10 protein-coding genes and 2 pseudogenes are annotated in these 15,184 nt (G+C 54.4%); 2 read left to right on the plus strand and 10 right to left on the minus strand.

The features are described 5' to 3' along the window. Nucleotides 1-9 precede the first annotated feature (9 nt). From ltrA to CI960_RS04460, 8 genes and pseudogenes are all read right to left on the minus strand, one after another. Nucleotides 10-1,683: a group II intron reverse transcriptase/maturase gene (ltrA, locus tag CI960_RS04430; protein ID WP_032559093.1), complete on the minus strand. Its 1,674-nt coding sequence runs from the start codon at nucleotides 1,681-1,683 to the stop codon at nucleotides 10-12. A gap of 678 nt (nucleotides 1,684-2,361) precedes the next feature. Beyond that, nucleotides 2,362-5,499 (minus strand): annotated as a pseudogene (locus CI960_RS04435) (DNA methylase); the annotation flags it as partial. 77 nt (nucleotides 5,500-5,576) lie between these two features. Next, nucleotides 5,577-7,062, minus strand: a pseudogene (locus tag CI960_RS23865) (N-6 DNA methylase); the annotation flags it as partial. Further along, nucleotides 7,052-7,504: a DUF1896 domain-containing protein gene (locus CI960_RS04440; RefSeq protein ID WP_007366531.1), complete on the minus strand. Its 453-nt coding sequence runs from the start codon at nucleotides 7,502-7,504 to the stop codon at nucleotides 7,052-7,054. The pseudogene CI960_RS23865 and the gene CI960_RS04440, both read right to left, overlap by 11 nt. A 238-nt stretch (nucleotides 7,505-7,742) precedes the next feature. Beyond that, the gene (locus CI960_RS04445; protein ID WP_007366532.1) at nucleotides 7,743-9,833 is read right to left on the minus strand and encodes a type IA DNA topoisomerase; all 2,091 of its coding nucleotides are present in this window, start codon (nucleotides 9,831-9,833) and stop codon (nucleotides 7,743-7,745) included. Between the two features lie 59 nt (nucleotides 9,834-9,892). After that, nucleotides 9,893-11,470: a DUF3945 domain-containing protein gene (locus CI960_RS04450; RefSeq protein ID WP_007366533.1), complete on the minus strand. Its 1,578-nt coding sequence runs from the start codon at nucleotides 11,468-11,470 to the stop codon at nucleotides 9,893-9,895. A gap of 19 nt (nucleotides 11,471-11,489) precedes the next feature. Beyond that, nucleotides 11,490-11,840, minus strand: coding sequence for a helix-turn-helix domain-containing protein (locus CI960_RS04455; protein WP_007366534.1), 351 nt, complete (start codon nucleotides 11,838-11,840; stop codon nucleotides 11,490-11,492). 3 nt (nucleotides 11,841-11,843) lie between these two features. Then, nucleotides 11,844-12,236: a helix-turn-helix domain-containing protein gene (locus CI960_RS04460; RefSeq protein ID WP_014224631.1), complete on the minus strand. Its 393-nt coding sequence runs from the start codon at nucleotides 12,234-12,236 to the stop codon at nucleotides 11,844-11,846. 250 nt (nucleotides 12,237-12,486) lie between these two features. On the opposite strand from CI960_RS04460, the gene CI960_RS04465 reads away from it, so the two are divergent. Both CI960_RS04465 and CI960_RS04470 read left to right on the plus strand, forming a co-directional pair. Continuing rightward, nucleotides 12,487-12,780, plus strand: coding sequence for a helix-turn-helix domain-containing protein (locus CI960_RS04465; RefSeq protein WP_007366536.1), 294 nt, complete (start codon nucleotides 12,487-12,489; stop codon nucleotides 12,778-12,780). Between the two features lie 39 nt (nucleotides 12,781-12,819). After that, complete coding sequence (locus tag CI960_RS04470) at nucleotides 12,820-13,125, plus strand: helix-turn-helix domain-containing protein (RefSeq protein ID WP_014224629.1); 306 nt, start codon at nucleotides 12,820-12,822, stop codon at nucleotides 13,123-13,125. Between the two features lie 91 nt (nucleotides 13,126-13,216). On the opposite strand, the gene CI960_RS04475 is transcribed toward CI960_RS04470, so the two are convergent. Both CI960_RS04475 and CI960_RS04480 read right to left on the minus strand, forming a co-directional pair. Further along, nucleotides 13,217-13,579 carry a hypothetical protein gene (locus CI960_RS04475; RefSeq protein ID WP_007366538.1) on the minus strand — a complete coding sequence of 121 codons (363 nt, stop codon included), beginning with the start codon at nucleotides 13,577-13,579 and terminating at the stop codon, nucleotides 13,217-13,219. Between the two features lie 13 nt (nucleotides 13,580-13,592). Further along, nucleotides 13,593-14,828: a site-specific integrase gene (locus CI960_RS04480; protein ID WP_007366539.1), complete on the minus strand. Its 1,236-nt coding sequence runs from the start codon at nucleotides 14,826-14,828 to the stop codon at nucleotides 13,593-13,595. Nucleotides 14,829-15,184: the final 356 nt, after the last annotated feature.

Genomic DNA, 15,184 nt, shown 5'->3' on the forward strand with positions numbered 1-15,184 from the left:
GAGACCGGCTCATCCTACTTCTTGTTTCCATTGTTTTTTACGGGATAATTTGAAACATTCATCATGAACCAACATATTGCATTTCCGTCCGTCTTGTACAGTCGGCATTACATTCCATGCCTTATGCGTGTCAATCGGTTCACCACATATCGGACATTTCCGACCTTGCTTTTCCCATAGGTAAAGCAGGGATTTACGTCCTTTCAGCGTCACAAGCATCTTTGACTTCATTCTTTTATTGAAGTACAGGCGGCAGTCTGCGTCAAACGGATTCATGTCCCCCTTTATCTGCGTATATTGCAGAAAAGGAAACGAAGATGCCAGTTTCAACAAGGTAAGTTGGTCTTCTTTGCCGTTTGATTTCTTGAACTTAGCCGCAAAAGTCCAGCTGTTCCCTCGGATATTGTGCCAATAGCGGTCTTTTATCCACCGTTTCCCTTTCTTGGAATGACGGCGTTTAGCCCATTGCCACAAGGCGAGAAATATCTGATGGTCGATTCTGTGAAAAGAATCACGTGTCGCCCCATGCTGATAATATGCTCCCCATCCTCGAATTTTAGCATTCAACATCCTGATTAATGATTCCTGCTTGCAACCCTTATGACCTTTTGTCACCTTACGGATATTCTCCATAAAACGTTTTTCGGCTTTCTTGGTCGGCTTGGTCAATATTTCATTGCCGAATTTGCGGATGTTGAAACCGAGAAAATCGAAGCCGTCATGGATATTGGTTATCACCGTCTTTTCTTCTGATAAGGTCAGACCTCTTTCAGACATAAAGTCGGCTACCAATGGCTTGATTTCCTTTTCAAGTGTTTCACGGTTCTCGCAGGTAATTATAAAGTCATCAGCGTAACGGACAAGATTCACCATTGGCGAATATAACTTACCTTTGATTCTAACTCGTTTATATTTCTCTGCAAGGACTTTCTGCAATCCGTCCAATGTCATATTGGCAAGCGTGGGAGAGATAATGCCACCTTGTGGCGTTCCCTCCTCTGTCGGGAACATCTGTTTGTTGAAGATATAGCCGCATTTCAACCATTTTCGGAGTATTGCCTTGTCCATAGGGATGTTGGCAAGCAGCCATTCATGGCTGATATGGTCGAAGCACCCCTTTATGTCACCCTCCAGAATCCATTCGGGAGAATAGCCTTTTCGGAGAATGTTATGGCATTGCATTACCGCGTCCATACAGCGGCGTTCCTTGCGGAAACCGTATGAACGTGAGTCGGCTGTTGTTTCCGACACTGGTTCTAATGCCATAAGGTAGAGTGCTTGCATGGCTCTGTCTTTCATTGTCGGTATTCCCAACGGTCGCAGTTTGCCATTACTCTTTTTGATGTGGACTCTTCTCAATGGCTTCGGCTGGTAGCCTCTGCGTTTGAGTTCGCTTATCGCTTGTGTTTTTGCTTCGGGTTTCTCCCATGTTTCCATGTCCACTCCGGGGGTGTTGCCACCTCCGTTAGAAGTAACTCTCTTTACGGCTAAGGCTTTTGCGTAAAAAGAGTGGGTCAGCGTCCACTGCAAGGCTTTCACCTTGTTGTATCTGCCTTCCTTCTGAGCCTTTACAATTCGTGCTTGTAGCTTTCTGACAGCCAACTCCGCTTTAGTCCAGTCTATTCTGTCCCAAAGTGTTTGTTGATTGTCAGCAGGCGCACACGATGTCTTGTTTTCGTTCATTTGCTTTCCTCCTTTTGAAAGTTCTAAAAGTTAATTGTAAAGAATCACCATTTGACAACATTCGGTTTGATTGCCTACCTAATGTCGTCACAGAAGTCTGCCCACTTTCGTGTCGGATGATGTCGCCCACATCAGCCCGTGATGTCGGTTCAATCCGTATCCGCTCCATTACAGAACGGCGTTCGCTTTTTCTGTTATCTTATACCTGCACACCATTCGGCTTTCATTGCTGTCAGCTTACCTGTCATTTTTACATGACAGGAGATAATACAGGCTTACCATGTTCCACATAGATAACTAACGGATAGGTTAGGTTCTGTCTCATCCTCCGGCGGTGCTTATATCCGTGTAATCCTACCATGGAGAGGATTAACCGACCGCTTCCCTTTTGGGTAGAGTGTGCCAGTATCTTACACTCTTTCGTGACATTACGAAGTTTACTAACAGTTCGCTTGCGCTAACCATACTATCCAGCCTCGCCACTCTACGGTATGATACTAACCGTACTTGACTTCCCCTCACGGTTCTGTCTTGTCTTGCGAAAGTGTACTTCGTCCCGACCGCTTAATACAACATTAAGGTGCATCGGTCGGTAGGCTACCGCTGACGGAACAGCGGGTTAAAGCTGATACCCGTAAGTATCATTCCAACAATTATCTATGCGACTTCATGTCGCACCCACGGCGTATCCAAATGATGGATTGCGACACACCGTTTCTGCGCGTTCACACCCGTTCCGAGCATGGAGGTGGAGCCGAACAGCACGCGCACCGTTCCGGCGTTCATGGCGTCTATCACCCCCTTGCGTGCCTTGTCGGTCTTGCACTCCTGAATGAAGCGCACCTCGCCTGCCGGGATGCCGTAGTCCTCCGTCAGTTTCCGCTTTATCTCGCTGTACACGTTCCACCCGTCGCCCGGCTGGTACGTTCCCAGATCCGAGAACACGAACTGCGTGCCTTTCTGCGCGTCATACCTGTGGTAATACTCCGCAATCGTCTTGGCGCAGTGCGAAGCCTTGTTGTCGGGGTGGTCTTCGTAATGCGGGTCTATCATGCGCATATCGAGAGCCATCTTGCGGGCGTAGTCGGTGGCGATAAGCATCTTCGCCTTCTCCTCCGTTTCCGACAGGGGTGGTCTGCCCAGCAGCGTGGCGTCACCCGTCTTGGCGAACTGCATCAGCTTTTGGATGAAGTCCTCCTGCTCCGGCGTCGGCGGTATGTGGTGCAGTATCTCGTTCTTGTGCGGACGGTCCACGCCCACGTCCTCCGCCGTGCGGTAGTCGGTTATCTCGTTGTAGAAGGCGGCAAGCTCCGGCACTTTGATGAAGTAGCGGAAACGCTCCTTCTGCACCACGTTGTTCGTCACGTTGAACTCGAAGTCGGTCGTCTTCTTGGCAAAGATAGCCGCCCAAGCGTCAAAGCAACGAATATCCTGCCGTTCCAGTTCCTTAGGGCGAAGGTACTTGAAGAGCAGGTACAGCTCCGTCAGCGAGTTGCTGATGGTCGTACCGGACAGGAACGTAGCCCCCAAGTCCTTGCCCGTGCGTTCCTGTATGGTACGTATGGCAAAGAGCATGTTCAGGGCTTTCTGGCTTCCTTCCGAGTTTCCCAATCCCGCCACACGGTCGTGCCGCGTGTTGAAAGTCAGGTTCTTGAATTGATGGCTCTCGTCAATGAAGATATGGTCGATGCCCATCTGCTTGAAGTCCACCACATCATCCGTGCGCGATTGGATGGCATGTTCCACCTTCTCCAACTTCGCTTCAAGGTTGTGCTTGCGCTTTTCCAGCCCTTTCAGCATCGCCCTCGACACGTTCTTGCCCTGTTGCCGCAGGACTTCGAGATTTTCCTCCACCGTGTCAAGCTCCGCTTGCAGGATGCGCTGCTGCAACTCCGGCGACTGCGGAATCTTGCCGAACTGGTCGTGCGACATGATGACGCAATCGTAGTCGTTGTTCTTGATGTTGTTGAAGAAACGCACGCGGTTGGCGGTCGAGAAGTCCTTCTCCGAGGCATAGAGAATCCGCGCGTTGGGATATGCCGCCTGATAGGTGGCGGCAATCTCCGCGACATTGGCTTTCAGCCCGATAATCATCGGTTTGTGCGCCAAGTTCAGGCGCTTCATCTCATGCGCTGCAATACACATTATCAGCGTTTTACCGGTTCCCACCTCGTGGTCACAAATGCCACCGCCATTCTGTTTGAGCATCCAGACGCAATCCATCTGTGACGGATAGACGCTCTTGATACCCCGGCTTGCCAGCCCTTTGAGGTTGAGGTCGGGAAATGTCTGGTGAGAGCCGTCATACTTTGGGCGCACGAAACAGTTGAACTTGCGGTTGTACATCGTCGTCAGCCGTTCCTTGAACTGCGGCGACTGCTCTTCCAGCCATTCCGAGAACCCGTTGCGGATTTCATCAATCTTGGCGTTGGCGAGCTGTATGCCCTCGCTGTCACGCACCTTGATGTCATTGCCATGCTCGTCCTTACCGATGGATTTCATCATGTCCGGGCAGGTGTTGTGCAGGGCGTGTTTCAACAGGTGCATGCCGTCATAGTTCCGGTAATAGCCCTTCACTAAAAACTCGTCCGTGATTTTCATGGTGCGGCAGCCGCACGCCACCGAAAACTCATCCATGCTTGCGGAGTAGGCGATTTTCACGTCCGTGTCGAAAAGATGGCTCATATAGGCGGCATACACGCCCGTCGGAATCCAGCGTTCCCCGAAATTGAAGTCGAGGTCCTCAAAGGCGATGCGCGGCGGCTCGGCTTCTTTCAGAGCCTCCAACGCCTGCTTCACTTCCGGCATACGTCCGTTTTCGGGGTTGTCGCCCATCCATGCCTCGATGCGCTCCGCCTTTTCTATCACATTCCCGGCGATGAACCTGTCCTTTATCTCGTAACCGGTTACGAGCGGGTTGTAGAAGATGCGTCCTTTGAGGGCGTCAAGCAATCCCTCCTCCGTGCTGTCGGTTATCTCCCGCATATAGTCGAGATTGACCGTGCCGAACTTGTTGAGCGACGCGGAGAGTGCCTCTTCGGGAGAGCTTACGTTGGCATGGCTCTCCACAGAGAAGGAAACGGGACGCTCGAAAATGTCCGCCTTGACGAACCTGCCGTCCTCCGCCCGTTCCAGCGAAAGGATGTCGCGTCCGGCGACATCCATCATCAACAGTTTCACGTTATGCTTGGCATTGAGGTTGCCGTAGCGCATGACAAACTCATCGTAGCAGGTGTTCAACGCTCCGCGTTGCGCAGACCCTTCATCGTGATACTCCGCCTCGTAGCGGTAAAGCCGCTCGTATGCGTCACGGAGTGACACATACAACATCGCTTTCTCCTTCTGGTAGCCGGTCAGGTCAAGCGGTTGGAATGTCGCGCCGTAAGGCGTGAGGCCCTTCAAATAACCGAGATTGCGTGAAGCATCCAGTACCATAGAGCCGTCACGGTAGTGCGGCTCCAGCATACCGTTGAACGGACGGGGAGAAAGGTCGAGAGGTTCCTCCTTCGGCTTTTCCGTTTCAAATTCAGGGAAAAGGGAAGTTGTTGTCTCACTTGCGTTATTGTCCGTAACGGGAACGGTTGCGACTTCCGTCTGTGCTTCGGGGCGTTTTGTCGCTTCCTTTTCCGGCATGTCAATGGCGGGAGCGGCTTTCACCGCCGTCCCGTCCACCCGTTGCTTCTCCTGATGCTGTGCCGCCAGCCTGCGAAGTTCCTTGCGTCGCTCCGGCGTGAGGTCCATCATCATTTCATAGAAACCGTTGATGGGCGGATTGGTGTCCCAATCCAAAGAGGCGTAAATATCATCCAGATCGCCTTTGGCTGCGAAACTCACCGGCTTTGTTTCATGGCTGTCCCTCTTCTCCGTCAGTGGTGCAACAGACGGCTGTGGCGGTGCAGTCGTAACCTTCGGCGTAACCTGCGCCTGCGGTTTGGGAGGCATACGCCTTGCCGGGCTTTCCTTTTTCGCCGTCTTTTTCTTCTTGGCGGGGGCTTCCTGCTTGCGTACTTCCTCGGTCATGCCCCAGAGGTCGAGCAGGGAGAGCTGCACGCCCTCCGAATAATCGGGGCGGCGCGGCTCTATCTCCGACTTTTCTTCCTCCGGCTGCGGTGTTGCCGCTTCGGGCTTCGCTGCCATTTCATGACGTGGCTGTATCTCAGGAGTGACAACCGGTGTGGAAATGGTTTCTGTTACCGTGCTTTTCCCCTGTGCCGGATGCAGGCTGTGCATTTCATACAGCTTTTTGTCCAACTTATACAGCTCAATATCCATATGTTCCCGCAAATCCTCCGCCATTTGCCCGATGCCGTCCCGGTGCATGACTTTATAGGCTGGTTTCCCGTAAGGGTCTGTGCCGCTTATCAGATCCGAGTGGGGAATCATGCCGATGCTGCCGACATACCCGTTCTGGAAACTGCCTATCGGTGTCTTTTCCGTCTGCACGAACAACTCTTCATAATCGTACAGCTCCCGTTTCTTGCCGCTGTTCTTTTGCAGGATAATCAGGTCGCTGCCCACTTCCGTACCCGCGTTGTCCGTGAAGAGGTTGTTCGGCAGGCGTGCGACTCCCACCAGATTGGCATTACGCATCATATACTCGCGTATGGGCGCGTTGGACGGTGCGTCCAGTACCCCTTGAGAGGTGATGAACGCCACGATGCCGCCCTCACGCACCGCGTCAAGGCTTTTCAGGAAGAAGTAGTTGTGTATTGCCTTCGGTGCGGAACGCCTTGCCGGGTCTTGGCTTCCTGTAAATTCCGGGTCGAACACAGCCACGTCGCCGAACGGGATGTTCGAGATGGCAAGGTCGAAATAGTCCGTGAAGGGCTTCTCTATCTTCTCGAATCCCTGCACCCTTACCTTTTGGTCGGGATGCAGGTGTCCCAATATCTTGCCCGTCATCAGGTCTTTCTCGAAAGCCATGATGTCCGCGTCCGGCTTGTTTTCCAGCACGGCATCCACGAATGCGCCCACGCCCGCCGACGGCTCCAGCACACGGTCGGGACGTATGCCGTGTTCATGCAGAGCCTCCGCAATCGTGCCGGTTATCTCCGGCGGGGTGTAGAAAGCGGTCAGCACGGACTGCTTCATGGCATCCACGTACCGCTTGTACTCCGTATCGTCCTTGCTGTTTTCACGCACCAGCCTGTGCAGTTCTACCGTAGGGGTAAACAGTTCGAGGTCCGATTTCGCCCAATGCACGGCATCCGTCAGTTCCTTTGCAGGATTCAGTATGCACTTCAACCCGCCGAAACCGCAATACTTCCGAAGTATGGCTTGTTCCTCGGCGGTTGCCGTCCTCCGTTCCCTGTCAAGGATGAATGCCGTCCGTATCGCCTCGATGTTGTCCCGCAGCCGTTGTTTGCGGTTAAACGCCATATTCCCCGATATAAAGGACGGCGGCTCCCGTCAGCTCCGTGTAGAGCAGGTCGTATTCGGGCGACAGGGCGAAATTGTCGTCCGAAAGGTCATAGGCGGAGAATACGTTGCCGACCGGCGGCAGCAACTTTCGGATGAAGGCTTCGCGTTTCTTTCCCGGCACTTCGTCGGCAAACTCGTTTTCCACGACTTCGCGGAGGATGGCGTACTTGGAATAGCGAAGCCCCCGCAGGAGCGTGTCCATCGCCAACTCCTGCGCCCCTTCGGGCGGATAGCCTTCGAGCCGCGCACGCTCATACGTTTCGGCGGCACGGTCGGCACGCTCCCGGATGAAGGCATCGTCGGAAGCCTGTTCAAACCTGTTCGTGCGGAGGTAGTCCAGCAGGTACAGACCGTAATAGGAAAAGTCGGTCTGACCCTCGTTTTTCTTCTTGTTGTTCATTACTTTGGAATTTAGTGGATTGATAATGACGGGGATAGTCGTCTGAAAAGGAGAAAGAAAAGGCACTCGGTATCCCTCCGAGTGCCACCACTAAATCCAAAGTATGAGTGTAATCCGGTATCGAAGAACAATTCATTACTCTGAACAAGTGGCAAAGGTAGTGCAAATCGAAGACAATACGAAATAAACCCGTTTATTTCTATTGTTGAGGTGCAGCCTACTTTCTCAAAAGTTAATACTATTTCTTCCGTCCTGAAAATTTCCTGCTCGTGTTCCTTTCGGGGAACACGAAAGTCGTGTTATAGTCCCCGTCAAAGGCGACTATGGCGTCGAAGCTCTTGCCCTGCTTGCTCTTGAAGCCTTTGAGCAGCTTCGTATGCCCGTCGGTGAGCAGGTCTTTGATCTCGTCATCGGAAAGGGTGCGGTTCGCTTTCAGGCGGAACACGGGCAGCCCGCACTCCGCGTTGTCGCAGCGTACCACCTTGCCGTAGAACTGCATGCTGCCCGTCCCGCACTTGGGACACTTGCAGCCGGAATCCCTGCGGGCGAACAGTTTGTCGCACGAGAGCAGTTCGGAGGTGATTTCGCGTGTGTACGCCTCTATCTCCCTGCGGAAGGTTTCGGCGGGCATTTCCCCGCGCTCGATGCGTGCCAGATTCTTCTCCCATTCGCCCGTCATGGTTACGTCGGCGATGCGCATCGTCTTCACGACCGAATAGAGGGCAAGCCCTTTTTCAGTCGGCACAAGCGATTTCTTGCAGCGTTCCATGTAGCCGCGCTTGAAGAGCGTTTCGATAATCGCCGCACGGGTGGCGGGCGTGCCGATGCCGCAGTCCTTCAACGCCTGACGGAGTGCATCGTCCTCTATGTCCTTGCCCGCCGTTTCCATTGCCGACAACAGTGTCGCTTCTGTATGCAGCGGCTTGGGTTTGGTCTTTCCCTCCGTGATGGAGCAGCCTTTCAGCGTCAGCGTGTCGCCTTCCCGCCAATCGGGGATGGAGGTTTCTTCCTTGTCCTCCACGCTATAGACGGCACGCCATCCGGCTTGCCTGATGACGCTGCCTTTCACCGTGAACTCCACTCCGGCACACTCCGCCGTGACGGTGGCGGTGTCCTTGACGCATTTTTCGGAGAAAGCCTCGATCATGCGTCCGGCAACCATCTGATAGACGGTGCTGTCCTCTTTGGAGAGGAATAGTGGCTTCTCGCCCGTGACGAGCAGGGCGTGGTGGTCCGTCACCTTGCCGCCGTCCACGCTTCTGCGTGTCGGGACGCATTTCGGCTGCACCTTGCCTTTCCATTCGGGCAAAGCCCCGATGAAGGCGAGCAGCTTGGGGATTTCGGCGAACACGTCTTCGGGTATGTAGCGGCTTCCGGTTCGCGGATAGGTGATGAGCTTCTTCTCGTAAAGCTTCTGCGCGATTTCAAGCGTCTGTTCCGCCGTGAAGCCGTGCTTGGCGTTGGCTTCCTTCTGGAGCGTCGTCAGGTCGTACAGCAGCGGTGTTTCCTCCGTCTTCTCCTTGCGTTCGGCTTTCGTGACGGTGGCTGTGCCTGCCGACTTCACCTTATTATATAGTTCCGTCGCAGGCTCTTTCTCTTTCCACTTTTCGGAAGAGGAAAACTTCACCGTTCCTTCATCGCAGCCGTCCGTTGCGATATGGAGCTGCCAGAAGGCTTCGGGCGTGAAGCGGCGGTTCTCCCAATAGCGTGCGCACACCATCGCCAACGTGGGTGTCTGCACCCGCCCGATGGAGTACGTGCCGTGTCCGGCGGCGATGGAGAGTGCCTGCGTGCCGTTGATGCCCACGAGCCAGTCTGATTCGCTCCGCGCTTTGGCGGCAAGATAGAGGTTGTCGTATTTGCCGCCCGCTTCGAGGTTGCGCAGTCCCTCGCGGATAGCCTTGTCGGTAAGCGAGCTTATCCAGAGGCGGACGAACGGGGTGGTGCATCCGGTATAATGGTAGAGGTAGCGGAAGATAAGCTCACCCTCGCGCCCTGCATCGGTCGCCACGATGATCTGTTCGCTTTCCTTGAATAGCCGGGCAACGGTCTTGATCTGCGCCACCACGCCGCTGTCGGGCTTGTAGCCCTTCTCCGTCTTTACCTGACGGGGGACGAGCGTGAAGGTGTCGGGAATGACGGGCAGATTGTCACGGACGAAACCGCGTATGCCGTAGCCGTCGGGCATGGCAAGCTGCACAAGGTGTCCGAACGCCCAAGTCACGGCGTAGCCGCCTCCCTCGAAATATCCTTCCTCTCTCTTTGTCGCGCCCACGATACGGGCGATCTCACGTGCCACAGACGGCTTTTCTGCAATGATTGTCTTCATATTCTTCTGTCGTTTTGAATTTTACAAATGTTACTTCGGATTTAGTGGCGGACACGGGATTACATCTTCATGCCCTTGTTGTTTCTTTTCTGCTGCTGTTGCTGTGCGGTGTCCTTCGGGGCGGTCTGTCCCTTCCGCAACGGCTCTTTCAGGTTCTTGGTAGCCTCGTTGGTCTTGCCCTCGCTGTTCACCGCCACCTGCGTGCGGCTCTCGTTGGAAGGGGCGACCTTCTGCGCGTTGTCGGGGTTGGTGTCGTAGCGGTACGGGCGTCCCTTCTCCGGGTTGAACTTGATGTACATCGTGGCGTGGAAGCCCTGCTTGTCGGTCACGTTCTCTAATTTCACGGCTTTGCCAGCCACGTAGTCGGCTTTCTGCTGTTCGGTGAAGTCCACGCCGCTCCATTTGCTGATGGGGCGGATGCTGCCGTCGGCGTTCGTCCACGTGTTGCGGCGTTGCTCCTTGTTCGTGCCTCCGGCATTCTCCGTACCCTGCGCCTGTCCCTGTGCGGGGGTGTTCTTCGTTTCCTGCGTCCGGGCGGTACGGGGCGACCTGCCGGTTCCCGGCACGAACTCCACGCCGCGCTGCTCCACGTTCACTTGCAGGGTGGTGACGAACTTCCTGCCGTCCTTGCGCTCGATGAGCTTGTCGCGCACGGGCAGCCCGGCACGCAGCATGTCCTGCTCCTGCTTGGTGATTTCCGTCTTGCCGATGCGTTCCGGTATGCGCACCTTGTTCGTCGGGACATCCGTGATTTCGTTCGTCTTGCGGTCAATACTGACGAACGAGGGGATGATCTCGCCCGTTTCCCTGTCCACGAGGTCCACGACCCTGCCGAGGTTGCCTGTTTCGCGCAGGTTCTTCCGGTCGTCGTCGGAGAACTTGTGTTCCTTGTACTCGTCGAGCTTCTGCTCCTTGCGGATGAAGTGCGGCACAAGGCTGACATTGCCCTCGCCGTCCTTCTTGAAGGAGAGGCGGGCGTCCAGCTCGAAAGCCTCTCCGCCGAAATTGGGCGACACCCTCACCAAGTCGGACTTGCCGTAGTTGAGCATTCTGTTAAGGTCGCCCGACTTTTCAAGGTCGTCGCGCTTCACGCCCCATTTCTCCTCCAACTCCTGCCAGTTGATCTTGCTCTCGTCGATGGGCTGGTAGCCCCGGTTGCCCTGCGTCTGCTGCGGGCTTTCCTGATTCTGTTCGTTTTTCTGTTCCATCTCTTCCTGTTTTTTAGGTTCGTCATCTTGTTTCTGTTCCGGTTGTTCCTGCTTTTCGGCGGACTGCTCCTCCTGTACTTTCTTTTCGTAGCCGGAGGTGTCCACCTTGTGGGGCGCAAGCAGTTCCTTGTTGCCGTCGGGGTCTTTCAGCAAGTCCTTGATAACCTCCAGCAGCTTGTCGGCTTGGTCCGCCGCGACACGGTAGAAACCGAAGCGGCTGGGTTCCTTGCACTGCCGGAAGAAGTTCTTGAAGAAGTTGTCCAGCACGTCGCCGTGCCGGTCGAATTGCAGGAAACTCTGCGCGTTCTCCGCTTTCGCGGGGATGCGCTTGGGGGAGCCGTCGGCGTTCAGCCCGGCTACCACGCTGATTTCGCCCGTCTTCTCGTCACGGACAACCAGCACGTCCTTTTCGTCTTTTTTCTTTGCCATCTGAAAAATGTTTTAATGGTTATTTTTGAAAGAAATTATGGATACGGGCCTTGTAGAAGGCTATATCTTCCTTGCGGAAGTCCTTTACATGTTCGGAGAGGAACGTCAGCACGTCCGCCTCGCTGTAATAGGTCTTTTTGCCGAGCGTCTTGTAAGGCAGCGCGCCGATGCTGCGGTAGCGTTGCAGGGTGCGCTTGCTGATTTGGAGCAGCATGCACAGGTCTTGGTTGTCGAAAAGCCTGATCCCGTTCATCGGGTTCGGGGCTTTGCCGGACGGCTGCATGGAGAGCAGCATCTCGTCCTGACGGTCGAGCCGTTCCATCACCTTCTGCATCCAGTTCTCGAAATTGTTGCGGGTAAGCAGTTCCATGTCCTACGTCCTCCTTCCTTTGGGTCTGCCGCCCGTGCGCAGCGTGTGGTTGCGTTTCAGCTGTTCCGGTGTCGCGGCTTCGCCCGTGACGGTGCTGTCTTCGAGCAGGCGGTCTATTTCAGACTGCCGGTAGCGGCACTTGCCGCGCAGCACGACATAGGCGATGCGCTGTTCGCTGCGCATGCGCTGGAGGGTGCGGCAACTCACGTTCAGCAGGTGCGCCGCCTCGCGGGTGGTGAGCAGCCTGTCGGGGGATTCTTCCTTCCTACCGCCGGAAACGGCACGCACGTGTGCCGCTATCTCGGCTATCTGTTCCGTCAATGCGGTGAAGGCGGAACTTTCCATCGTTATCACTTTCATATTCAGTCCTTTCTTTTGGTTTATTTGCATGAACATAGGCTGCGCCTCGGCATACCGTTCAAGCGAGCTTGACGTGCTGCGCTCGGCTTGCGCTATGTTTCTGCGACAAAATTCGGCAATAAACCAAAGGGGCTTTAACAGCTCACTACGTGGCTCACGTAAGATTTTTACGGATAATGGCTCCGTAACCCGGACAGACGACGCAACAAGCTGCCTTTTAGTGGGAAACGGCACGTGTTCAAGGCGGCTTCGTTACCTTTGCGGCAAACTCTGAAATGTTTTGCTTATGGAAATAGTATCTATCGAGAAAAAGACCTTCGAGATGATGGTGGCGTCCTTCAACGCCCTCGCGGAGAAGGTAGCCGCCCTGAGGCGCAGGAGCGACGGCGGGCGGATGGAAAGGTGGCTCACGGGCGAGGAGGTCTGCGGGCAGTTGAGGATCAGCCCGCGCACGTTGCAGACCTTGCGTGACAGGCGGCTTATCGGCTACTCGCAGATTAACCGCAGGTTCTATTACAAGCCGGAGGAGGTCAAAAAGCTCATTCCGCTTGTCGGCACGCTCTATCCCTGCGGGAAATGATTTGATTTTTATTATTCACAACCCACTGAATCCGAAATGATGATGAACGAGAACAATGAAGTGTTTACAATGGAGGACGAGCCGCTTGCCTCCGTCGTGCAGAACATGCGCAAAGGCTCGAAATGGCTCTCCGCCTTTCTGGAAAGTTACCGCCCGCCGTTGGACGGGGAACGTTACCTGACGGACAGGGAGGTGGCGGAACTGCTCCGTGTCAGCCGCCGCACCTTGCAGGAGTACCGCAACAACAGGGTGCTGCCCTTTATCCTTTTGGGAGGGAAGGTGCTTTACCCCGAATCGGGGTTGCGTGAGCTGCTGGAGGCGAACTACCGCAAGCCGATGGAATAAGGCGGCTGCATGAAAAAAAAGGAAACGGGCAACTCCTTCACGGGGCTGTCCGTTTCCTTTTTATTCTTATTATTATATGTCTTCTGCGTTTTCAGCAATACCCGGCTTTTCCGTTCTGTATGAACATCACGTATGCCTGCCGCTTTTCCTTCGAGAGTGCTTTCTCTACCAGCCACGTGCGGAACACGTGTGCATGGTAGGTGTTCAGCCGGAAGGCAACGGGGATGATGATTTCAAGCGAGTAAACATCCGCGTGCAGCCCGTTTTCAAGCCGCATGTAGCGGCACACCTCGTAGTCGTTCAGCACGTCCGGCTTGCGGACGGCTCTGATGGCGGCGTTCACAGCCGGGACGCCCGTGTGGAACAGTCCGGCGATTTCTGTGGCGGTCATCCATATCTCGTTACCGGTTACGCTGACCGTGTTGTCCTCTATGATGATGGTTCCTCGTGTCATGGCTTCTCTGTTTTTAGATGGTGCAACATGAAAATTCCTCGATGCCGTTCAACCTTGCGGCAAGGTTCTCCATGTCTTGGTTGAGCTTCTCTTTGGTGATTTTCGCGTATATCTGCGTCGTCTTTATGCTCTTGTGTCCCAGCATGGAACTCACCGTTTCGATGGGTACGCCGTTGGAGAGGAACACCGTCGTGGCTGCCGTGTGGCGGCTCTGATGCCACGTGATATGCTTGGTGATACCGCAACGCTTGGCGACGGAACGGATTCCGGCAAGGCACGTGTTGTAGTGGGGAACGGGGAAAATCCTGCCGTTCCCGCACAGACCCCGGTATTTGTCGATGATGCGCTTTGCGATGTCGAGCAGGCGGATATTGGACACCACGCCCGTCTTCTGGCGGTTGATGTTTATCCACTCGTGTTCGTCGAAGTAGGTATGGATGTTCTCTTCCGTCAGGTTGCGCATGTCGGCGAACGACAAGCCCGTGAAGGCGCAGAACAGGTAGAGGTCGCGGTAAAGCTCCTGCTTGGCGTTTTTCAGCCTGCCCTCCATCAGCAGCCGGATTTCCTCTTTCGTCAGGAAACTGCGTGTCGTTTCCTCCTTCTTGATTTCATACTCCCGGAACGGGTCGCGTGTGAGCCACTCGTTGTTGATGGCGATGAACACCATCGTCCGCAAGGGGCAGACATACAGCCACACGGTATTGGTGCAGCAGTGCTTGTCCGTGCGTAGGAACATCTCGAAGTCGGAGATGAAAGCGGGCGTAAGCTCTTTCAGCGCGATGTCCTTCACGCGGTAGCGGATGGTGAGGAATTCTTGCAGGTGCTTGTAAACGGTCTTGTACTTCAGGAGCGTGCCTTTGGCTTTCATGCCAGCCTCCACCTGTTTCTCGTAGTCCTCGTTGTGCTGGCGGAACACCTGCATCAGCGTGTGGTAGCGGTGTTCCAGTCCGAGAAAGGCGTTCTTGACCTTCTCCGCCGTGACGAAATTGTCACGCTCCATGATTTCCTGATAATGTCTGTTGATGCGCACACGCATCTTGTCGAGCATGCGGTTCGTTTCGAGTGCCGCCGTGCTTCTGCCCGTGACACGTCCCCCTTTGGTGTCCCACAGCTTGGGATCGACGGTCAGTTTGCAACTGAACTGCGTCTGGCTGCCGTCCACCGTGATGCGTCCCATGACGGGTACTGTCCCGTCCTTTTTCACTACCTGACGTTTGAGGTAGTAGATTACTGAAAATGTACTCTTCATCGTCCTTAATTTTTTTAGGTTCAAAATTAGTCGGTGAAGAGTCCGTCGCCGGTACGCAAAACGGGGAGGAACGGCGCAATCTTTTTCCGTAACCGGATTTGTTGCGTGGGTTGTCAATAACTCACTAATCCTTAACGCCTTGTTTCGTTATCCGTGTCCGTTTGTCGCCTTTTCGGGCATGGTTACGGACAAGTAACGTAGCGGCGTCCTGATTTGGCTTTAGGGGTGATTGCGATGGCTTCACGAATAATCGGAAGCACAACTGAAACCCTTGTAACTCAATTCTATCACTATATCTTTCCGCATTTCACTTTTTTGTAGTAACTTTGTAAGCTAATCAAATAAGAAAGGTAACT

The organism is Parabacteroides sp. CT06 (assembly GCF_002257605.1).
Lineage (GTDB): Bacteria > Bacteroidota > Bacteroidia > Bacteroidales > Tannerellaceae > Parabacteroides > Parabacteroides distasonis.